General features: G+C 26.9%; 19 protein-coding genes and 1 riboswitch. Of the genes, 17 read left to right on the forward strand and 2 right to left on the reverse strand.

Features of this window, described 5'->3' with window-relative positions; all coding sequences use genetic code 11:
- The first annotated feature begins 41 nt into the window (after positions 1-41).
- Positions 42-605, forward strand: a complete 564-nt coding sequence (locus CSBG_RS05270; RefSeq protein ID WP_008677697.1) for a carbonic anhydrase — start codon at positions 42-44, stop codon at positions 603-605.
- A gap of 376 nt (positions 606-981) precedes the next feature.
- Here CSBG_RS05270 and CSBG_RS05275 read toward each other — a convergent pair whose 3' ends face one another.
- Complete coding sequence (locus CSBG_RS05275) at positions 982-1932, reverse strand: alpha/beta hydrolase (RefSeq protein WP_008677698.1); 951 nt, start codon at positions 1930-1932, stop codon at positions 982-984.
- A 267-nt stretch (positions 1933-2199) separates the two neighbouring features.
- Positions 2200-2358, forward strand: a riboswitch (M-box (ykoK) riboswitch).
- Positions 2359-2717: 359 nt separating this feature from the next.
- On the opposite strand from CSBG_RS05275, the gene mgtA reads away from it, so the two are divergent.
- From mgtA to CSBG_RS05340, 13 genes are all read left to right on the forward strand, one after another.
- A complete protein-coding gene (mgtA, locus tag CSBG_RS05280; RefSeq protein ID WP_008677700.1) occupies positions 2718-5408 on the forward strand; it encodes a magnesium-translocating P-type ATPase in 2691 nt (896 codons plus the stop codon).
- Positions 5409-5557: 149 nt separating this feature from the next.
- Positions 5558-6190 (forward strand): HAD-IA family hydrolase, encoded by a 633-nt coding sequence (locus tag CSBG_RS05285; RefSeq protein WP_035285069.1) that lies wholly within the window; start codon positions 5558-5560, stop codon positions 6188-6190.
- The gene (locus tag CSBG_RS05290) at positions 6190-7212 is read left to right on the forward strand and encodes an ROK family protein (RefSeq protein WP_008677704.1); all 1023 of its coding nucleotides are present in this window, start codon (positions 6190-6192) and stop codon (positions 7210-7212) included. The genes CSBG_RS05285 and CSBG_RS05290 overlap by 1 nt, the downstream gene beginning before the upstream one ends.
- A 179-nt stretch (positions 7213-7391) precedes the next feature.
- A complete protein-coding gene (locus CSBG_RS05295; RefSeq protein WP_008677705.1) occupies positions 7392-8063 on the forward strand; it encodes a response regulator transcription factor in 672 nt (223 codons plus the stop codon).
- Positions 8064-8071: 8 nt separating this feature from the next.
- Positions 8072-9088: an ATP-binding protein gene (locus CSBG_RS05300; RefSeq protein ID WP_242825266.1), complete on the forward strand. Its 1017-nt coding sequence runs from the start codon at positions 8072-8074 to the stop codon at positions 9086-9088.
- Positions 9089-9184: 96 nt separating this feature from the next.
- Positions 9185-9937 carry an ABC transporter ATP-binding protein gene (locus tag CSBG_RS05305; protein ID WP_008677709.1) on the forward strand — a complete coding sequence of 251 codons (753 nt, stop codon included), beginning with the start codon at positions 9185-9187 and terminating at the stop codon, positions 9935-9937.
- On the forward strand, positions 9937-11835 hold the full coding sequence (locus CSBG_RS05310) for an FtsX-like permease family protein (protein WP_008677711.1): 1899 nt from the start codon (positions 9937-9939) through the stop codon (positions 11833-11835). Before CSBG_RS05305 ends, CSBG_RS05310 begins: the two co-directional genes overlap by 1 nt.
- Before the next feature lie 142 nt (positions 11836-11977).
- Complete coding sequence (gene hcp / locus CSBG_RS05315) at positions 11978-13630, forward strand: hydroxylamine reductase (RefSeq protein WP_008677713.1); 1653 nt, start codon at positions 11978-11980, stop codon at positions 13628-13630.
- A 254-nt stretch (positions 13631-13884) separates the two neighbouring features.
- Positions 13885-14586, forward strand: a complete 702-nt coding sequence (ric, locus tag CSBG_RS05320; protein ID WP_008677714.1) for an iron-sulfur cluster repair di-iron protein — start codon at positions 13885-13887, stop codon at positions 14584-14586.
- Between the two features lie 31 nt (positions 14587-14617).
- Positions 14618-15424: a DUF438 domain-containing protein gene (locus CSBG_RS05325; protein ID WP_008677716.1), complete on the forward strand. Its 807-nt coding sequence runs from the start codon at positions 14618-14620 to the stop codon at positions 15422-15424.
- Positions 15425-15593: 169 nt separating this feature from the next.
- Complete coding sequence (locus tag CSBG_RS05330; RefSeq protein ID WP_008677718.1) at positions 15594-16307, forward strand: Crp/Fnr family transcriptional regulator; 714 nt, start codon at positions 15594-15596, stop codon at positions 16305-16307.
- A 156-nt stretch (positions 16308-16463) separates the two neighbouring features.
- Positions 16464-17276: a nitroreductase family protein gene (locus CSBG_RS05335; protein ID WP_008677720.1), complete on the forward strand. Its 813-nt coding sequence runs from the start codon at positions 16464-16466 to the stop codon at positions 17274-17276.
- Positions 17277-17590: 314 nt separating this feature from the next.
- The gene (locus CSBG_RS05340) at positions 17591-19852 is read left to right on the forward strand and encodes a glycogen/starch/alpha-glucan phosphorylase (protein ID WP_008677723.1); all 2262 of its coding nucleotides are present in this window, start codon (positions 17591-17593) and stop codon (positions 19850-19852) included.
- A 361-nt stretch (positions 19853-20213) separates the two neighbouring features.
- Here CSBG_RS05340 and CSBG_RS05345 read toward each other — a convergent pair whose 3' ends face one another.
- A complete protein-coding gene (locus tag CSBG_RS05345; protein ID WP_008677724.1) occupies positions 20214-21326 on the reverse strand; it encodes a DEAD/DEAH box helicase in 1113 nt (370 codons plus the stop codon).
- A gap of 416 nt (positions 21327-21742) precedes the next feature.
- Here CSBG_RS05345 and CSBG_RS05350 point away from each other — a divergent pair, with 416 nt between their 5' ends.
- The 3 genes from CSBG_RS05350 (at position 21743) to CSBG_RS05355 (ending at position 23435) form a co-directional block, all read left to right on the forward strand.
- Complete coding sequence (locus CSBG_RS05350; RefSeq protein WP_008677725.1) at positions 21743-22426, forward strand: VTT domain-containing protein; 684 nt, start codon at positions 21743-21745, stop codon at positions 22424-22426.
- Between the two features lie 127 nt (positions 22427-22553).
- Positions 22554-22676: a hypothetical protein gene (locus CSBG_RS18910; protein ID WP_268875695.1), complete on the forward strand. Its 123-nt coding sequence runs from the start codon at positions 22554-22556 to the stop codon at positions 22674-22676.
- 243 nt (positions 22677-22919) lie between these two features.
- Positions 22920-23435 carry a DedA family protein gene (locus CSBG_RS05355; RefSeq protein WP_008677726.1) on the forward strand — a complete coding sequence of 172 codons (516 nt, stop codon included), beginning with the start codon at positions 22920-22922 and terminating at the stop codon, positions 23433-23435.
- Positions 23436-23441: the final 6 nt, after the last annotated feature.

Genomic DNA, 23441 nt, shown 5'->3' on the forward strand with positions numbered 1-23441 from the left:
ATAAAATAAGTAAAAGGCTAAAAACATAAAAGGGGGACTCTATGAGTAAATTAGATGAAATATTAGAATTTAATAAAGACTTTGTAGAACATAAAGATTATGAGCAATACATAACTTCAAAAAATCCTAAAAAGAAGATACTTATCTTATCTTGTATGGATACAAGGCTTACAGATTTATTGCCTAAAGCATTAAATTTAAAAAATGGTGATGCTAAAATTGTAAAAAATGCTGGAGCAGCAATTATGCATCCTTTTGGAAGTGTAATTAGAAGTATAATTGTTGGAATTTATGAATTTAATATAGATGAAATTTTTGTGATTGGACATCATGGCTGTGGAATGTGTAATTTAGACACAGATAAATTATTGCAAAAGGCTATTGATAGAGGAATTTCAAAAGAATCTTTAGATACACTTTGTAATGCTGGAATAGATATTAAAAAATGGTTGCATGGATTTGATTCGGTTGAAGAATCTATAAAAGATAGTGTTACTTTAATTAAGAAACATCCATTAATGCCAGAAGGTATATCTGTTCATGGACTTGCAATAGATCCTGAGACAGGAAAGTTAGACTTAATAGTTAATGGATATAATAAATAAATTGCAAATATAAAGTCTATGATAACTAGATATAGTCCATAAGCTAAATAGCTACGTAGGAATTGAATACTTAGTGAAGCTAGCTGAACTTAGTATGAAAGACCATCTGCTGAAGCTTGTCTGAAGTAGATGTCCTATTAAACTTCGAAAAAACTACTATGCAAAGAGTTTTAGTTAACTATCTACGCTCAAACAATTAAGCAACATTAAGGCCTAGTAGTTTTTCCTTCACCAAGTATCTCTAATTGCTGGCTATATGCTTATTCAACCGTCTATTTATCTTTGCCAATTTATACTTCTAAGTTAAATTAATAATGGAAAAGTGAAAGAGTTTAGGAAAAGATCCTTAACTTTTTCACTTTTTAATTTTTCACTTTTAATTAATATATTTATTTATAAATATATTAATTGTGGACCAGTAAAGTTCAGGATTTACTTTAGATGCTTTAGCATGTCCGGCATCTTTTATGGTTAATTTTTCCTTTTCTGAACTTGTGGCATTATAAAGTTCATCCATCATTGAGTAAGGAACGAAATCATCTTCATCTCCGTGAATGAATAATATTGGAGTTTTAGATTTTGCTACTTGTTTTAGTGTAGAAGCTTCTTTTAAAGTATAACCAGCTTTGATTTTTGTTACTACTGATGAAGCATTCATAACTGGAAAACTAGGTAATGAATATAGAACATCGAGTTGATGTGAAAATTGTTCCCAAACAGATGTATATCCACAGTCTGCTATAATAGCTTTTACGTTGTTTGGAAGTTTTTCGCCAGAAGTCATAGAAACTGTGGCTGCTCCCATTGATACTCCATGAAGAACTATTTCTGAAGTTGCATCAAACTTAAGAATTAAATTTATCCATTCAATAATATCTAATCTATCATCCCAACCCATTCCAATATAATCGCCTTCACTTTTACCATGAGCTCTTAGATCGGGAATTAAAATATTATATCCCATTTCATAGAAATTTCTAGCATAACCACTCATGTCTAATCCCTGACTTGTATATCCATGAACAGATATAACCCATTTGTTAGTAGGAATTTCGTTTAGTATTTTGTAACCATGAAGTTTTAGATTATCGAAGGAGGTTATATATTCATTAGAAAAGTTGGATTTATTAATCAGCCAATCTACATTTTCGTCAACAACTTCTCCACTAGTTGACTTTGCTTCTTCTGGAGTGCCAAATATAGCATCCTTGGATACTGTTGGATTAAGGGCCAAATTATAAAAGAAATTACCTACAAATCCTAAAGCGCCTATAGATAAAGCACCTAATATACTAGTTGAAATTAATGCTGTTTTTTTCTTATTCATAGCTATCTCCTTAATTTATTAATGAAAGAGTTATTAAGCGTTATTTTAACATTTCTAAATAAATATAACAATAATTTTACAACGAATATTAGTAGAAAAAAGGTTAAATTTATATTAATAATATGATGAAATAGTATTAATATAGTATATAAATAGATAGGATTTAAAATTATGTAAGAGTATATAAAGGTGAAAAATAAATATGAATTTTATGAAAAGTGTTGACAATTTTTTAATTATTACATATGATATAAGAGAATTAACAATTTAATATTTCGGTAGGTGAGGTTACCACAAGGATAAGGGTTGCTGCCGCAAAATAGTGGAGACACTATGAGAAGGTTAGCAGTCTATGTCGAAGCCAAGGCATAGACTAATGCAATTTCATCGCCTTGTGAAGCTGAAGCTTGTACGATGATGAAGCAGTTTTCTGTTTTATGTTTTTTTGTGCAGTCTTTTATTATGATTGTATTAAGCTTGTAAGTTTATTTCCCTTACCATTAAGTTATTTTGGTAAGGGTTTTTTTGTTGCTTTAATCCATTTTTATGTTTATATAGATAATTTGAATTTTAGGAGGTGAGAGGAATGGATGAAGAGAGTAGTAAGTGCATAGATCCACTAGGGAAAAATATAAATTTAATTAATTTGAGGAGCTATGATGCAGTGGCTTATACATCATTCATTCCTCTTACAATTTAAAATTGAATAATTGAAAGATAATATTTCTTTTTGGATCTATGTCTTACCTCTAAAAATATTTTAAATTTTTTAGGAGGATAGGACGATGAAAAAGAAGATATTTAGAAAAGTAATTACAGATGAGGTAAAGGTAAATTCAGGAGTTAATAGACTAATTTTTTCTTCAAAACAAGATGAAATGGGTATTTTAAAGAAGTATAACACAAGCTATAGTGGTTATGAGGAAAGTAAAGTTGAATTGATGAGAGAGGAATATGGAAAAAATGAAATTACTCATCAAAAAGGAGATTCTTTATTAAAAAGACTAGTAGAAGCATTTATTAATCCATTTACTATAATTTTATTAGCTTTAGCGATTATATCATTCATTACAGATATAGTAATTGTTGGTCCAAGTGAGAAAGATGCAACATCAGTTATTATAGTGACTTCAATGGTCTTAGTAAGTGGTATTCTTCGTTTCGTTCAAGAAACAAAGTCAAATAAGGCGGCTGAAAAGCTTAGCGAAATGGTTAAAACAACTATAAGTGTGGAGCGTAAAGGTGTAGGAGCAAAAGAAATTCCTATTAATGAAATTGTAGTTGGAGATATAATTCATCTTGCAGCTGGAGATATGATTCCAGCAGATGTTAGAATACTAAAGGCAAAAGATTTATTTGTTAGTCAATCATCTTTGACTGGTGAAAGTGAGCCAATTGAAAAAGTAGACACAATTATTATTGGTGATAGTAAAAATCCTATAGAATTAAATAACTTAGCTTTTATGGGAAGTAATGTTATTAGTGGATCAGCAATAGCAATAGTAATTAATGTTGGTGATGATACAATATTTGGTTCAATGGCAAAACAATTAGTAGGAAAAAAAGTAACTACAAGTTTTGAAAAAGGTGTGAATTCAGTATCATGGGTATTAATTAGATTTATGTTAGTAATGGTTCCATTTGTACTATTTATGAATGGATTTACTAAGGGCAATTGGATGGAGGCATTTTTATTTGCTCTTTCAGTAGCTGTAGGTCTTACCCCAGAAATGTTACCTATGATAGTTTCAGCAAACCTTGCAAAAGGTGCAGTTTCTATGTCAAAAAAGAAAGTAATAGTAAAAGATTTAAATGCTATACAAAATTTGGGGGCAATGGATGTTCTTTGTACAGATAAAACAGGTACACTTACTCAAGATGAGGTAGTTTTAGAGTATTCTCTTGATATTCATGGAAAAGAAGATAACAGAGTGTTACGTCATGCCTTTCTAAATAGCTATCACCAAACAGGACTAAAGAATTTAATGGATATAGCTATAGTAAATCATGCAAATGAAAAAGATATGATTGAATTATGGCATGATTATAAAAAAGTAGATGAAATACCATTTGATTTTAGCCGTCGTCGTATGAGTGTAGTAGTTGAAGATAAAGCTGGAAAAACTCAATTAATAACTAAAGGTGCTATTGAAGAAATGCTATCAGTTTGCTCTCATGTAGAATATAAGGGGAAAATTGAAACTATTACAGAAGAAATTAAAAAAGAAATTTTAGATACTGTTTCTAGTTACAATAGTCAAGGAATGCGTATATTAGGAATTGCTCAAAAGAACAATCCATCAAGGGTAGGGGAGCTTTCAGTAAAAGATGAATCAGATATGGTATTAATAGGATATCTAGCATTTTTAGATCCACCAAAAAAAAGTACGGCTAATGCAATAAGAGCTCTTGAAGACTTTGGAGTTAATGTTAAAATTCTTACTGGAGATAATGATGCAGTAACATCTTCTGTTTGTAAGCAAGTTGGAATAAAGGTAAATAATTTATTACTTGGATCAGATATTGAAGAAATGGATGATGAATTATTAAGTGAAGTAGTGGAAGAAACAAATGTATTTGCTAAACTTTCTCCTAATCAAAAGACAAGAGTTGTTTCTGCTTTAAGAAATAATGGACATACTGTTGGCTTTATGGGAGATGGAATAAATGATGCAGCAGCTATGACAGAATCTGATGTTGGAATTTCAGTTGATACAGCAGTTGATATAGCAAAAGAATCAGCGAATATAATTTTATTAGAAAAAGATTTAATGGTATTAGAAGATGGAGTAGTAGAAGGTAGAAAGATATATGCTAATATTATTAAATATATAAAGATGACAGCAAGTTCAAACTTTGGAAATATGTTTTCTGTATTAGTAGCAAGTATATTCTTACCATTCTTGCCTATGTTACCAATACAATTACTAATATTAAATTTAATTTATGATATTTCTTGTATAACTATTCCTTGGGATAACGTTGATGAAGATTATCTAAAATTACCTCGTAAATGGGATGCAAGTTCAATAAGTAAATTTATGTTTTGGATTGGTCCAACAAGTTCAGTTTTTGATATAGCAACTTATATTTTAATGTATTTCTTTATTTGTCCATTAGTATTTGGAGGACAATATTATACATTAAATGAAGTGCAACAATTAGGATTTATGGGATTATTCCATGCAGGATGGTTTGTTGAATCATTATGGTCTCAAACTCTTGTAATTCATATGATTAGAACACCAGACATTCCATTTATTCAAAGTAGAGCATCATGGCAACTTACAACTCTAACAACATTAGGAATAGCAGTGGGAACTATAATTCCTTATACAGCTTTTGGAAAGGCTTTGGATATGGTTGCTATGCCGGCAATTTATTTTCCTTGTTTAATAGTAATAATAATACTTTATATGATATTAGCAACTATATTAAAAAAGGCATTTATAAAGAGATATGGTGAATTATTATAATATATTTATATACAAGTTTAAACCAAGTCATTTTATTGTGGCTTGGTTTATTTTATATAAGTTAATTTTATTGATTAATTTATAGAAATATGTTACTATACTTTTGAAAGAAACTTTCAAAAGTATAGTATAGGGGTATGGTTATAAATATGAGAGAGTATAAATGTATTATTTTTGATTTAGATGGAACAATTTTAAATACAGAGAGAATGAATTTAATTCCACTTCAAAGGTTAATAAAAGAAGAGCTAGGTGAAGTCATTTCTTATGAAGATTTGCTTAAATATAAAGCATATGCAGGAAAGAGAACTTTAGAAGATCTTGGTTTTAAGGATATAGATAAATCTTATAAGAAGTGGGTACAGTATGTAAATGATTTTGAAGAAGGTGCTGTATTATATGAGGGCTTTGATGAAGTTATGAAAACACTAAATTCAAAAGGAATCATATGTGCTATAGCAAGTTCTAAAATGAAAGATCAATATGAAATAGATTTTGGACCTACTGGATTAAAAAAATATATTCAGTGTGAAGTTTTAGCAGATGATACAAAAAGACATAAACCATATCCTGATCCTTTATTAAAAGTAAGTGAAATATTAAATATAAGTCCAAAGGATTGTATGTATATTGGAGATACAATATTTGATTTTAAAGCAACTAAGGCTGCAGGGATGGATTTTGGTATAGCTATGTGGGGTGCTGATGACTTAGATGGAATAGATGCTGATTATAACTTTAAAAATCCTAGTGATATTTTAAAGGAGCTAAATTTCTTATAATGAAAAAAATTGCAGGAAAACCAACAGAACTTAAAAATGTGAATACTTCATTAATAATGAACTCAATAAGGGCTAGAGGTAATGCAACAAGAGCTGAAATTACTAGGGATACAGGGTTAAGTCATACAACAGTAAGAGTTATTTTAAATGAGTTAATGGAAATAAATGAAATAATATCTGTAGGATTAGATGAATCTAGTGGTGGAAGACGAGCTGAAAGATATAAGATAAATCCTAATAAAAGATATTTAATAGCAATATCAATAGAAGAAGAGAAAATAATTTATAGAATTGTAAACACTTTAGGAGAAGTTTTAGAAGAAAATACTAAAATAATAGGAAGTTTAGAAGATATTGAAATTATAATAAATACAATAGAAGCCTTATATAGAGTTTATAACAATATAGAAGGCATTGGTATTAGCGTTCCTGGAGTTGTGACTGATGATGGATATTTATCTGGAATTAGAATGGAAGATTGGAAAGAAATAAAAATAAGAAAATATCTTAAAGAAAGATTTGATGTTCCGATACTATTAGAGAATGATATAAATTCTGCTTCTTTAGCATTTTATAATGATTATATAGAAAAAAATAAATGTGATCCTATTAGTCTTGTATATGTAAGCTTTACTTCATTAGGGGTAGGGGCTGGAATAGTACTAAATGGAAATGTTTTAAAAGGTGATAATGGATATGCTGGAGAAATTGGATTCATTCCTGTTGGAAATACTTTTCTAAATGCAATGATGATTAGCAATTTAGATGATGATGAGTATATTCAAGTAATTATAAATACTATTAAAACAATATCAGCAATAATTAACCCTAGTGTAGTTGTTTTAGGTGGAAGTAATTTTAAGTATTATATCAAAAGTAGGATAATTGATATGTATAATAGAGAATTCAGCATAAAAACGAAAATATTGATACAAGAAAAAAATTGCAATTATTCATTAGAAGGAATAAAAGAACAATCATTAAGGTTAATAAATAAAGAAGTTAAGTTAATTAGAAATTAAATATAAGATTATTAGTATAGAGGGCGTCATAGCTTTGGCTAGCGTAACCAAAGTACTTTTTAATAAAATTAAGGCTATAACTATATAATATTAGTTATAGCTTTTTTATACTTTATAATGTTTCATATAAATTTACATAATGTTATAATTTACATAAAAATAACTGAGAGGTAGCTATTATGAGAGAAATATTATTAATAGAAGATGATTTAGATTTATCAAAACAGCTTTCTTTATCTTTAGAGAAATGGGGATTTAGCATAGAGCTTATAGATAATTTTAGTGATATAGTAAAAGAATTTACTGAAAAGAAACCAAGTTTAATAATAATGGATGTTAATTTACCATACTATGATGGGTTTTATTGGTGCGAAAAAATTAGAGAAATATCTAAGGTGCCTATAATATTTTTATCTTCAAGAGATTCAAATATGGATTTAATTATGGGAATAAATAATGGTGGTGATGATTATATAACAAAGCCTTTTTCTATAGAAGTTTTAATAACTAAGATCAATGCATTACTAAGGAGAAGCTATGATTATACTTTTTCAGATTCTGTTATTTATTATAAAGATACTATATTAGATATGGAAAAATGTACATTTAAATATGAAGATAATATTATTGAGTTAACAAAAAATGAAATGAAAATATTATCAATACTTATTAAAAATAAAGGGAAAGTAGTTTCAAGAGATAAAATTATGATGAGCTTATGGAATGATGATGAATTTGTAAGTGATAATACATTAACTGTAAATGTAACTAGGCTAAGAGGAAGGCTTAAGGATGAATTAGGATTAAATGATTTTATAAAGACTAAGAAAGGGATAGGGTATATGATTTAATGGGCTTAATGAGATTTATAAAAGAAAAGAATATAAATATTATATTTTCAATAGCTTTATTACTAGTAATAAACATATATTTAATTTCAATAAATTCATTCAATGGTCGAACTAGTGATTTAATTTATTTAGATTTCATTATAATTACTATATATTTAATATGGATATACATTGCTTATTTTAATTGGAAAAAGAAATATTACGATTTATATAAATCTATTTTAAATGAAAATGATATTTCTCTAGAAGATGTTAAAGAAAATTCTTTAGAAGAGGAGATTATTTTTAAGCTTATAGACAATAAAGATAAAAAGTATGATTTTAAAACTAAAGAATATGAAGAAAAATTAAGAGATATGGAAGAATATATTTCTAAATGGGTTCATGAAATAAAATTGCCAATAACAGCATTAAATATAATTTCAGAGGATATAGAGGATTATGATGCAGCAAGTAGCATAAAAAATGAAACAGAAAAAATTAATTTTCTAGTTAATTCAGTTATTTATGGAAGTAGAGCTACTGTAGCTTCAGAGGATATTTTTATTAAGGAAGAAAATTTGGGGGATATAGTCAAAAAATCTATAAGAAACAATTCATTTTTTTTAATAAAAAATAAGGTGGAAATTGTTACAAGTAATTTAAACTATAATATTCATAGTGATGGGAAATGGATTATTTATGTTATAGATCAATTAATTAATAATGCTATTAAATATTCAAAAGAAAATGGTAAGATAGAATTTTATGCAGAGGATAATAGAGAATATATAAAACTATGTATTAAGGATAATGGCATTGGCATAGAAAAAGAAGATATAGAAAGGATATTTAATAAAGGTTTTACAGGGAGTAATGGTAGAAATAAAGTATATAAATCTACTGGCATGGGACTTTATTTTACTAAGAAGGTATTAAACAAATTAGAACATGAAATTTCTGTGGAATCAATTAAGGGTGAATATACTTTATTTAATATATACTTTTATAAAATCTCCGATTATTTAAAGGTTACTAAAATGTAACATTAGAATAAAAAAGGTAAGGTTAAGTGAAGGAATCCAAATTAAAAAACTATTAAAATAAAATTAAAGTTAAAGTTAATTTTGGAGGAATTAGTTATGAAAGAAATTTTAAAGTTAAAAGATGTATCTAAGGAGTATGGAGTTAGAGGGTTTAGAACAAGGGTTTTAAATAATATAAATTTTACTGTAAATGAAGGTGATTTTATTTCTATAATGGGGCCATCAGGAGCAGGAAAAACTACTTTGCTTAATTTAATTTCAAGCTTAGATAAACCAACAAAAGGTGAAATAATTCTTGATGGAAAAGATATAACAAAGATTAAGAATAAGGATTTATCTAATTTAAGAAGAGATAAAATAGGTTTTATATTTCAGGATTATAATTTGTTAGATAATATGAATTTAATGGATAACATAGCATTGCCATTAGCATTAGGAAAAAAGAAAACTAAAGATATAGAAAACAAAGTAATTAATATTGCAGAGATATTCGGTCTTAAGGAGCATTTAAAGAAGTATCCATATGAATTATCTGGAGGACAAAAGCAAAGAGGGGCAGCAGCTAGAGCCTTAATAACTGATCCAAAAGTAATTTTTGCAGATGAGCCTACTGGAGCATTAGATTCAAGATCATCATCAGATCTGCTAGAATCTTTAAGTAGAGCAAATAAGGAAGAAAATGCTACTATTGTTATGGTTACTCATGATGCTCTTACTGCAAGTTATTCTAATAAAGTTTATATATTAAGTGATGGAGAAATAAAGTGTCAATTAAATAAAGGAGATAATAGAAAAGAGTTTTATGGTAAGATAATTGATATGTTAGCATCTTTAGGAGGTGCTAAATAATGAGCGTATTCAATATAGCTTATAATAATTTCAAAAATAATATAAAAGTATATACTATGTTCTTTATCTCAATGATTTTTTCGGTGGTTATTTTAAGTAATTTCTTAATTATGATGGATGGAGAGGCAATGAAAGTCCTTGGTGATATGAATGAAGAATATAGCAAGCTTATTTTGCAAGTTATAACTGTCATTTTAGTTATATTTATGTTTTTCTTTATTTGGTATGCATCAAATATCTTCTTAAGAAATAGAAAAAAGGAAATTGGTATTTATGCATTTATGGGTCTTGATTCATCAGTAATAGGAAAGATATATTTTATTGAAATGATGTTAATTGGAGTAAGTGCATCAATAATTGGAACAACTATAGGAGTTGTCTTATCAAAGTTTTTTCAAATAGTAGTTTTTAAAATTGCAGACTTTAATATAGATGTGACGTTTAATGTAAGCTTAAATTCAATAATTTATACTGTAGCAATTTTTATGTGTATCTTTTTATTTATGAGTATAAAAGGATTTATAAGTATAGTTAGAAGCAAAATTGTAGATCTTTTAAATGCAAATAAAAAACAAGAAAAGATGCCTAAAGTTAATTTTCTTATATATGTAATTGGAATAATTTCTTTATTTCTAATTGGATATGGATATTACTTAGTAAATGAAGAAGCAATGAATGCTCTTAAGACTTTAGTATTAGTTTGTATAGGAACATATGGATTATTTGGAGCTGTTTTCCCAATAGTGTTTAATTTCTTAATTAATAGAAAATCTATATTATACAAAGGATCAAATATTGTAACTATAAATAATTTAGCTTATAGATTTAAGAAAAACTATACTATTTATGCTACTATAGCTATACTAACAGCAACAACTACTACAGTTCTTGGAACAGCTTTTTCAATGAAGACAACATATGAAAATAGTCAAAGAAATATTACTTTATATTCTTTAGCACTTTCATCTACAGATGAGTTTAATTCAGAAGAAATAGCTGATAAATTAAAAGAAGTTGGAGAAGAAAAATATTCCTTAAATACTAAAGTACTAAAGGTTAATAGTACATTAAAAGATGTTCCACAATATCAAAATGATGAATATATAGTAGTATCTTATGATAATTTATCTAATATATTGAAAGCAAATGGTGATGAGAAAGACTTAGATAAATTTAATGAGGAAATGGTAGAAGGTAATAATGTTATATACATTGAAAGACCAGGTACTCTTATGAGCTTTTTAGCTAATACCAATGATATTACATTAAATGATGTTAAGTTTAATGTAAGCGAAAGTACTAGAATCAGAGTTTTTGGTGAAGCATTAAATTATTCTACTATAGTTGTTAATAATGATGAATATGAAAAGCTTAAAGAAACAGCAACTGAAATAAATTTCTATGGCATTAAAATAGAAAATGAAGAAAATATAATTAATGTAATAGATGAAATAGGAAAAAATCTTAATTTAGAAACCACTCATGGATTTTATGGGCAATTTGAGTTAAAAACAATAGAATGGGTAAAATTTGTTTATGCAATTGGAGGATTCTTATTCTTAGTAATGGCATTAGCAGAAGCTAGTATTATTTATATAAAAATTTATAGTGATGCAAATGAAGATAAGCAAAAGTATAAAACACTTTTAAGTATAGGAGCTTCAAAGAAAGATATAAGTAAATCTATAAGTAGAGAAGTTGCATTATTTTATTTCATTCCATTAGTAGTTGGTGCAATTCATAGTTATTTTGCAATTAATGCATTAGCTGATTTTATGAAAGAAAATTTAAATTTTGTATATTTACTTAGCTTAGTAATTTGCATAGCTATATTTATAGTTAATTGCATTATTTCAATCATAGGATTTAAAAAAATAATAGGAATAAAGAAAAATTAAGAATATAAAATTCATGATTGTTCAAAGCAATCGTGAATTTTTTGCTTTTTAAAAGAGTATTATATATGAATAAAAATAGTTTATATAACTGATAATAGGGTTATATAACTAAGAATAGGTTTATATAGAAAGGAGATAAAATATGGATAATGCAATGTTCTGTTATCAATGTGAGCAAACTATGGGGGGCAAGGGGTGTACTAAAATGGGGGTTTGCGGTAAAACACCAGAAGTTGCAAATCTTCAGGATTTATTGATTTATCAACTAAAGGGAATATCATGTTATGCTAAACCATTAATTGATAAAGGTGAGCTTATAGATAAAACAATAGTTGAGTTTGTAGAAAATGGACTTTTTACAACACTAACTAATGTTAACTTTGATGTAGAAGTACATATACAAATGCTTAAAGATTCACAAAAAATAAAAGAGTCATTAAGAAGTAAAGCACCAAAGGGGGATTACCCTGATCCTGCTACATATAACTTAAGCGCTACTAAGCAGGAAATGCTAAAGGATGCAGTTAAAGCAGGAATTATGTACGATCAGGAATTAGATGCAGATATAAGATCATTAAGATCAACTATTCTTTATGGGTTAAAGGGAATATCTGCTTATGGTCATCAAGCTAGATTTATTGATTTTTATAGCGATCAAGTTGATCAATTTTATTTTAGAGCATTAGGAATTATGACAAATGATAATGTTGAAGTTGAAGAATTAATACGTTGGGTAATGAGAACTGGAGAAATAGCTATAGAAGTTATGAGAGTTCTAGATGATGCTAATACAACTAGATATAAAAATCCAACACCTCACAAAGTAAATGTAAATATTAAAAAAGGACCATTTATAGTTGTTTCAGGGCATGACTTAAGAGATTTAGAAATGCTATTAGAGCAAAGTGAAGGAAAAGGAATAAATATATATACACATGGAGAAATGTTACCATCCCATGGTTATGATGGACTAAAAAAATATAAGCACTTAGTAGGAAACTTTGGATCTGCATGGCAAAATCAACAAAAGGAATTTGATAATATACCAGGTTGTATTCTTATGACAACTAATTGTCTAATGAAGCCAAGAGAAAGCTATAAAGATAGAATTTATAGTACTTCAGTAGTTGGATGGGATGGAATAGTGCATATAGGAAGAGATGAAAATGGATATAAGGACTTTTCAGAAATAATTGATAAAGCCCTTGAGTTAGGTGGATTTGAAGAAGATCAAGAAGAACACGAAATATTAGTAGGTTTTGCTCATAAATCAACTTTAAGTCATGCAGATAAGATAGTGGAATCAGTTAAGGAAGGTAAGCTAAGACATTTCTTTGTAATTGGAGGATGCGATGGAGCAAGACCAGGAAGAAATTATTATACAGAGTTTGCTGAACAAGTTCCAATGGATTGTATTATTTTAACTCTTGCTTGTGGAAAATATAGATTTAACAAGTTAGAATTTGGAGAAGTAAATGGATTGCCTAGACTTTTAGATGTAGGTCAATGTAATGATGTTTACTCCGCTGTGAAAATTGCAACAAGTTTAGCAGATGCTTTTGATACAGATGTAAATTCATTACCATTATCTATAATTTTATCTTGGTATGAGCAAAAAGCAGTTGCAGATTTATTAGCATTATTATCGCTTGGAATAAAAGGAATGTTCTTAGGGCCATCATTACCTGCATTTATATCACCAAATGTTTTACAATATCTAGTAGATACATTTGATCTTAAACCTATTAGTACACCAGAAGAAGATTTAAAGACATGTCTTCAACAATTAGTATAATATAAATATTTTAGGAGATATAGTTATGATATATCTTCTTATTTTTTTGATTCGTATTATACTTTGAAATTTTAGAAAAGGTTATGATATAAAGTTTTTATTATTTTAATGATTAAAGATTAAACTGATTTTATATATGCAATTCTTAATGTAGGATTATAATTTCTCAAAATTTGATTTGAATCACATTTTTATTTTAAAAATTTTCTTATAATTTATTCATAGATAAGAAAAACAAGGTTGGAGTGATTGATATGGAAAAGAGTATAAATAAAAATTTAAGTTTAGGTGAATGTGTTATTATTTATCCTGCTGTTGTTGAAAAATTTAATGATATGCAATTAGACTATTGCTGTGGTGGAAATAAAAATTTAGAAATTGCATTAAAAGAAAAAAATATTAACGTAGATAAATTTATTGAAGATATAAATGAAGAACTTGAAGAATTTATATTTGATAATTCATCATATATAAATTGGAATGAAAGAAATTCAGAAGAATTAATTCAGCATATAGTAAATACTCATCATGCTAAAACTTTTGAATTACTAAGAGATATAGATCCATTATTAGTTAGGGTATTTAAAGTTCATTATAATCATTTACCAGAAGTTTTAACAAGGGTTCATAAACTTTTTGGAGCATTAAAATGTGAGTTAGAAGAACATTTAATAAAAGAGGAAAAAATATTATTTCCAAAGATAATTGAATTTGAAAATACTAATGATAAAGAAAAGAAGGATATTTTAAAAGTAGAAATAGAAAGCTTTATAGGAGAACATGAAGCTGCAGGAGATATACTAAAAGAATTAGCTCAAATTACAGATGATTATAGTGCTCCAGAATGGGCGTGTACAAGCTTCAAATTATTATATATGAAGATGCATGATCTTGAGAAAGACTTATTTGTTCATATTCATAAAGAAAACAATATTTTATTTAAGAGATATCAATAGAAGTTTATTAAAGAATATAGAGGTGATTAATTTGGAAAAGAAAAGATTTATTTTAGATAATGGTGTAAATAGAGCAGTTAATGAAGGAAAAATAAAGGAGTTAACAGTACTTTTAAGAAATTTAAATGAAAAAGGATTAACAGAAGATTTAAAGGAAAAGGGATTAAAACTTGTTAAATCAATAAGTCCGTTAGAACTTTCTATGGCAGAGCAAAGTTTAGTAGAAGAAGGAATGAATCCAAGTGAATTAAGGCATTTATGTGAAATTCATATGACGATTTTACAAGGTGAACTTGAAAAATTACAAAGCAATATATCTAAGGGACATATTTTATATACACTAGTTGAAGAACATGCATTGATTTTAAGCTTTTTAAAGAAATTAGAAGAAGTAACTAATGTAATACTAGAAATGGAAAGTTATGATAAGAATAGAAAAGAATTTACAAGAGTAACTGAACTTATTATTAGTATATTAGATGCTGAGCCACATCATAAAAGAGAAGAAGATGTATTATTCCCAGAGCTTGAAGCAAGGGGGATAACAGGACCAACTAGAATAATGAGACTTGAGCATGAAGATTTAAGAAAAAAGAAAAGAGAACTAAAGAAGTTAAGTGAGTCTGTAGCTGACTTAGATTTTGTTGAATATAAAAGTGAATTAAAAAGACTTTCAAATGCTATTTGCTTTGAATTAAAAGATCATATATTTAAGGAAAATTATATATTATATCCTACAGCATTAGAAAGTATAGAAGGTGATACTAAGTGGGCTAATATGAAAAAAGAATGTGATAATATAGGTTATTGTACATTTACACCTGAAGATTGTAAGTAATAATCTTATATTTAAGAAACTAAATGTAAATTAAAATTAAGTAGAATTTTTAAAATCAATATATAAATTAATTAATACCTCCTTGTAAATTATATAATTTAATTATAAATGTGAATTTTATAGTATAATTAAATTAAGTTATATGATTTAGGTTAGGAGGTATTTTATTTTGAATTGTGATTGTTGTTGTGAAAAATGTGCAAGTAGATTATATGCACAAGAAGTACCTATATTTGAATCACTTTCTGAAGAGGAATTAGATAGAATAATATCAGTAAGAAAGCATATGGTCTTAAAAAAAGGAGAAAGCTTGTTTTTAGAAGGAGATAAAGTTTCAAAGCTATTTATAATAAGTGAAGGCATGATAAAAATAAGTAAAAGTACTGCAACTGGAAAGGAGCAAATTATTAATATACTAACTGTTGGAGATTTCCTTGGAGAAAGCAATATACTAGGAGATACTAAGGAAAGTAATGTATCTGCAGTGGCAGTAAAAAACACTGAATTATGTACTATTTCAAGAGAGGATCTAAAGGATATATTATATTCTAACCCGTCCATTTGTTTAAAACTTCTTTCTGAGATGAATAAGAGATTAATAGAAGTAGAAAATCTTTCTAAAAATTTATCTAATAATAATCCAGAAGCAAGAATATGTTGTATGCTTTTAGAGTTTTCAGAGAAATATGGTAAAGTTGTAAATGGAAAGATAGAAATAGATCTTCCTTTAAATAGAGAAGGAATGGCTAATTATTGTGGCATAGCAAGAGAAACATTAAGTAGGAAACTAACTTTATTAGAAAATGAAAATATTATTAAAGCTGTTGGTACAAAGAAAATAATAGTCAATAATTTAAGTTTATTAGAAGAATCAATATTCTAGAATATTATATTATTAGATATTAGATATACATATTGTTTTTACACAAAAGCAAATATTCTCCCACTGGTCCTTTACAAGGGGAATTTATATAGTTTATTTAAAAGGAGATAGATAATGTTTATTTAATATGATATAAAAGAGGGGGAGATATTTCATATGGGGTTAACATTCAATAAACCTTTAGAGGAGATAATAAGAGCTAGATATTCTGTTAGAAATTATGAAGAAAGGCCTTTATCTCAGGAATTAATAAATAAAATAGATAATTATATAGGTAAATTAGATAATCCTTTTAATATAAAGGTAAGAATACAATTAATTAAAAAGGAAACTTATAAGGATGTAATTAGACTTGGTACATATGGAGTTATAAAAGGAGCAAATTACTATTTAGTAGCTGCATGCGAAAATAAAGATTTTGCATTAGAAGCATTAGGATATACATTTGAAAAATTGATTTTATATTGTACTTCACTAGGGTTAGGTACAGTTTGGCTTGGAGGAACATTTAGCAAGGGGGATTTTGGAAAAACTATTAATCTTAAAAGTAGTGAAATATTACCAGTGGTATCACCAATTGGATATGAAGGAGGAAAAAAATCATTTCTTGCATCATTAATGAAAGACCATAAAAATATAAGAAAAGATTATTCTGAATTATTCTTCAATGAAAATTTTAATACTCATCTTTCAAAGGAAGAATCAAAGGAATATGGAGAAGTATTTGAGATGGTAAGATTAGCACCATCATCTATGAATAATCAACCATGGAGATTGCTTAAGGTAAAGGACGATATTCATATATATAACAATGGTAGTACCGCTATGAGCCAAATAGATATAGGTATAGCACTTTGTCATCTGGACTTATATATGAAGGAAAAAGGAATAAAAGGAGAATTTAAATTTGAAAATCCAGTTATTAAAAGTAAATATGCATATGTTATTTCTTGGGTAAGAGATAATTAGATGTTTTAAAAGGAGATGTATTGGGGCATCTCCTTTTAATTTATACTAGGAAATTATAAAAGGTCATATAATCTTCCAATTAAGTAATTGAATAAGTGCAATTTCTTATTATGTTAGTGTTAAAAAACTAGGAAAATAAAAAAACTTATAAAGTCATATAAATAATATACAAATAAAAGAATGAATTTACAAATTCATATATATAAAGTTGATATTATAGTAAGTGTAAAGGGTTTAATGAACCTATGAAATTTAAAGGAATATAAATAATATTATTAAAAAGTAAATTAATTATTTAAGGGTGGGATAGAACAATGGTACAAGAAAACTTAACAAAAATTCTAGAAAAGAGATTTGACAAGACAATAAAAGAAGCAAGCAATGAAGAAATCTATTTAGCTTTATTAGAATTAACAAAAGGAACAATTAATAAAAAGGGAACTAATAAGGGGGATAAAAAACTTTATTATATTTCAGCTGAATTTCTAATTGGAAAGTTATTATCAAATAATCTAATTAATTTGGGACTTTATGAAGAAGTTAAAGAAGTATTATCTGATAATGGTAAGGAATTAACTGAAATAGAAGAAATAGAGTTAGAACCATCATTAGGTAATGGTGGACTTGGAAGATTAGCTGCATGTTTCTTAGATTCAATTGCAACTTTAGGATTAAATGGGGACGGAGTAGGTTTAAACTATCATTTTGGATTATTCCAGCAAGTATTTGAAAATAATAAACAAAAGGCAGTAAAAAATCCATGGATAACTAGTGAAAGTTGGTTAAATAAATCAGATATAAAATTTGAAGTTTTATTTGGAGGATTTAAGGTTATATCAAGCCTTTATGATATAGATGTTACAGGTTATGATAAGGCTTGCAATAAGCTTCGTTTATTTGACATAGACACAATAGATGAAACACTAGTAAAGGATGGTATAAATTTTGATAAGGAAGAAATAAAGAAAAACTTAACTTTATTCTTATATCCAGATGATAGTGACAAGGCAGGACATTTATTAAGAATATATCAACAATACTTTATGGTAAGTAATGCAGCTCAATTAATTTTATTAGAAGCTGAAGAAAATGGATATGATTTGCATAAATTATATGATCATGTAGTTATTCAAATAAATGATACACATCCATCAATGGTTATTCCTGAGTTAATTCGTCTTTTAGGAGAAAGAGGAATAGGAATGGAAGAGGCTATTGAAATAGTTACAAAGACTTGTGCATATACAAATCATACAATATTAGCAGAAGCATTAGAAAAGTGGCCAATAGAATATTTAGATAAGGTTGTTCCACAATTAATGCCAATTATAAGAGAATTAGATAATAAAGTAAAAGCTAAGTATGATGATGAAAAAGTATATATTATAGATAAAGATAATAGAGTTCATATGGCTCATATGGATATTCATTATGGATTTAGTGTAAATGGGGTTGCCGCACTTCATACTGAGATATTAAAAGAAGAAGAGTTAAAACCATTTTACAATATTTATCCAGAGAAGTTTAATAATAAGACAAATGGGATAACATTTAGAAGATGGTTAATTCATTGCAATAATGAACTTGCAAAGTATATAAGTGAGCTAATTGGAGATGATTATAAAAAGGATGCTACTAAACTAGAAAACTTATTAAAATATATAGATAATAAAGAGGTTTTAAAAAAATTAGGAGAAATTAAGAAGAATAATAAAATTGCTCTTAAGAATTATCTAAAAGAAACTCAAGGTGTTGAAATAGATGAAAACTCAATATTTGATATTCAAATTAAGAGACTTCATGAATATAAGAGACAACAAATGAATGTTCTTTATATAATTCATAAGTATTTAGATATCAAAAATGGAAATATCCCAGAAACTCCAATAACAATGATATTTGGAGCTAAGGCAGCACCAGCTTATATAATAGCTCAAGATATAATCCATACTATCTTATGTCTACAAGAAATTATAAATAATGATCCTGAAGTTAACAAGTATTTAAAAGTTGTTATGGTAGAAAATTATAATGTAACAAAAGCATCTAAATTAATTCCAGCTTGTGATGTTTCAGAGCAAATCTCTTTAGCATCTAAAGAAGCTTCTGGAACAGGTAATATGAAGTTTATGTTAAATGGAGCATTAACTTTAGGTACAGAAGATGGAGCTAATGTTGAAATACATGAATTAGTTGGAGATGATAATATTTATATCTTTGGGGAATCAAGTGAAACTGTTATTGAACACTATAAAAAAGCAGACTATGTTTCTAAGAAATACTATGAAAAACCTGCAATAAAGGAATTAGTTGATTTTATACTTAGTGATGAAATGATAGCAGTTGGAGATAAAGAAAACTTAACAAGACTTCATAAAGAATTAATTAATAAAGATTGGTTCATGACATTACTAGATCTTGAAGATTATATTAAAACTAAAGAAATAGTATTTAAAGATTATGAAGATAGAGAAACTTGGAATAGAAAAGTTTTATTTAATATTAGTAAAGCGGGATTCTTCTCATCAGATAGAACTATTGAACAATACAATAAGGAAATCTGGAAATTAAAGTAGAAGATCATTATAAATTACAACTACAAAGAGACAGTAGATAGGTTTTGGTAAAACAAATCTATCTATTGTTTTTTTCTATGATTAATTATATAAAGAATTATTACTAATTAAATTTAAAGGGAGTCGCGTTTCGCGACGTCCTTTAAATTTTTCTATTAACTTTTTATTTATTAAAATAGTATATTTATTGTCTATTTTTATATAAATTTTAAACCATAATATATGAATTGCTACAATATATAAATATGCATTTTTAAAATTATTTTTAAACTATAACTATCAGTTTTTTAATTTAATATCTGTAACTTGGTGTTAATTTGCTAAGAAATATGGAATAAGCACATTTAATATAAGCACTTTTTTACTTAAAGTTAACTTCACGCTCAGGAATTGTATATTGTAAGTAATTTTCAATTTCCTCTAATATAGTGTAGTTTTTAGGATCAGTAATAAGGCATGTATAGCCACTATCTCCAGCACGAGCTGTTCTTCCTATTCTATGAATATAGCTTTCAACACTTTCTGGTGCATCATAATTATATATATGAGTAACTCCAGTAACATCTATTCCTCTTGAAGCTACGTCAGTTGCTATTAAAAATTGAATTTCACAATCTCTAAAAGATTTCATTATTTTTTCTCTTTTATTTTGAGGAACATCACTATGTATTTTAGCAGCCTTTATACCTTTAGCAGCAAGTTTTACTTCTAGTTCATCAGCTCTTCTTTTAGTTCTACAAAAGATAATAGACATAAAAGGATTATCTTCTTCTAGAATCTTAACTAAAGCATCAACTTTCCATCTATCTGTAGTTTTAACTACTTCTTGTTTAATATTAGGAATTTCAGATTCTTCATTTTCTGTAATATCAATGATAGTTGGATTATTCATATATCTATAAGCTAGTTTTTTTACTTTAGAATCTATAGTTGCAGAAAAGCAAAGAGTTTGAAGCTTTTTAGGAGCATAAGACATTATTTTTTCAATTTCATTTCTAAATCCCATTAAAAGCATTTGATCAGCTTCATCTATAACAACAGTATTTAGCTTACTTAAATTTATACTTTTTCTTTCTAAATGATCAAGTAATCTTCCAGGAGTTGCAATAATTAAATTGATGCCTTTATTAAGTTTTTTTAATTGAGAACCAACATCTTTTCCACCGTAAGCAGCTAAAATTCCAATATCATTTATATTAAATTTATTTGCTTCCTCAGTTATCTGGATAGCTAATTCTCTAGTTGGAGATAAAATTAGCACTTCAGTACTTTTAGAATTACTATCTATTATTTGAAGTATAGGTAATAAAAAGGCTAGTGTTTTTCCAGAGCCAGTTTTTGATTTTCCTATTACATCATTTTTATTAATTATTTCAGGTATAACATTAACTTGAACTTTGGTAGGTGTTGTAATACCATTTTTCTTTAATTCATCAACTAATTTTGTATTTATTTTTAAATCTTTAAAATTCATAATTAAATCCTTTCTTTAGAGGTCATATAAAGTAAATTAGAGCTTGGTATCCGGTGAAAGACATCCAAGCTCCACAATTATATTACGTATCTATTAATGGCTTAATAATAACATTTAATATATTAATAATCAATATAAAGTTATAATTCATTTAAAAATGAATGAATTATTTAGTTATATCATTAATTGAAGATATTATTAAACAAGAAATCTGTATTTAAGTTATATGTACAGATTTTTTTCACTTTATATTTAGGAAATCTTAAGCTTTATATGAAAATATATTAAGATTTTAAACTTATACTAAAGTTAATAAAAAATATGGAGTAGATAAAAGGTACTGAGTAATTTAAAACTAGTATTTTTATAGATGCTTATTTAAATTATATAGATTAATTTATAAAAGGAGAGAATTAATGAATAAAAATAAGATACAGACAAAACAATGGATATATTTAATTATATCAATAGTATCACTTATAGCTATAATTATTTATTTTAAATCAAGTGGGATTTTAGGATATATGTCATCATTAGAAGATTTTAAAGGCTATATTGAAGGGTTCGGAAATAGTGCTTACATTATATTTTTCTTATTACAATTGGCATCCATTATTATTGCGCCTATACCTAGTAATGTAAGTGCTGTGGCAGGTGCAATGGTCTTTGGAATGTGGGGGTCTTTTATAATAACTACTTTAGCTATAATTAGTGGATCTGCAATAATATTTTACTTATCAAGAATATGTGGAAAGACATTTGTAGAAAGGTTTCTCAGTCCGAAAATTTTACAAAAATACGAAGAAATAATAAATTCTCCAAAGGGAGAAATAATAATATTTTTAATGCTATTACTTCCATTTTTCCCTGATGATATAATAAATTTTCTAGTGGGGATTAGCAGTATGAGTTTTAAAAGATATTTTATTATACTAATACTTACAAGACCATGGGAAATTTTAATAGCATGTGCATTAGGTTCGGCAAGTATATCAATACCTTTATGGGGATGGGGAGGAGTACTATTAATATCTGCAATTATAGTAATTAATAGTAGTAAAATAGAAGAAAAATTAACTCAGTTAATAAAATCAATATAAATATAGGAGTTGTTATGATGATTTGAATCTCAGATGTTAGATATTTATGTCTAATATTTTGGGATACTTCAATAATACAACTCCTATTGTAATTTGTAATTAATTTTAATTTTATATTACTTATAACATGTTATTAGGCAAATTTAATAATTTCAACTATAAAAATGAAGAGGAGCTTGGTATCCGGCGAAAGACAACCCAAGCTCCTCAAGTAATTAGCACTTACGTACCAACTGCTCAATTAGAATAACATTAAATAGACAAATAGTCAACAAAAAAATGATTTATTTATTTGTTAATTTAATTAATATCTATAATATCAAGTTAGTAAGTAAAGAATTAGATAAAATATTATAAATAAAAAATCTGTATTCAAATTAATGAACACAGATTTTTTTAAAGTTATATTTAGAAAGTCTTTAGATTTATATCAAAAATATATTAAGATTTTAAGCTTAAACTAAAATAAATAAGAACAAGGGAGAGATAGCAAATGGATGTAGGAGTTTTAAATCAATATTTTTCGCAATATGGAATAATAGTTGTTTTTATAATTGTATTTTTAGAATATTTAAATTTACCTGGTTTTCCTGCAGGGATAATAATGCCACTTGCAGGTGTATGGGCTTCAAAAGGTGGAGTAAATATTATTTTAGTAATATCACTTTCTGTTTTAGCAGGTCTTTTAGGAAGTTGGGCTTTATATTTTCTAGGTAGATTTTTTGGAGAATTTATACTAGAAAAGTATTTGAAGAAATTTCCTAAGCATGAAGTAGCTATCAATAAAAATTTTAAGATATTAAGAGAAAAGGGCTCTATGGGAGTATTTATAAGCAAACTTATACCAATGGCAAGAACATTAATTTCAATTCCAGCAGGAGTTTTAAAATTAGATTTTGTTAAATATACAGTAAGCTCAACACTTGGAATATTTATATGGAACTTTATATTTATAGGTGCTGGATATGTATTTGGAGAGGCCGTATTTCAAAAATTAACTTTTTTATAGGGGGAA

Origin of the sequence: Clostridium sp. 7_2_43FAA, from assembly GCF_000158375.2 — a bacterium.
Taxonomy (GTDB): domain Bacteria; phylum Bacillota; class Clostridia; order Clostridiales; family Clostridiaceae; genus Clostridium; species Clostridium tertium.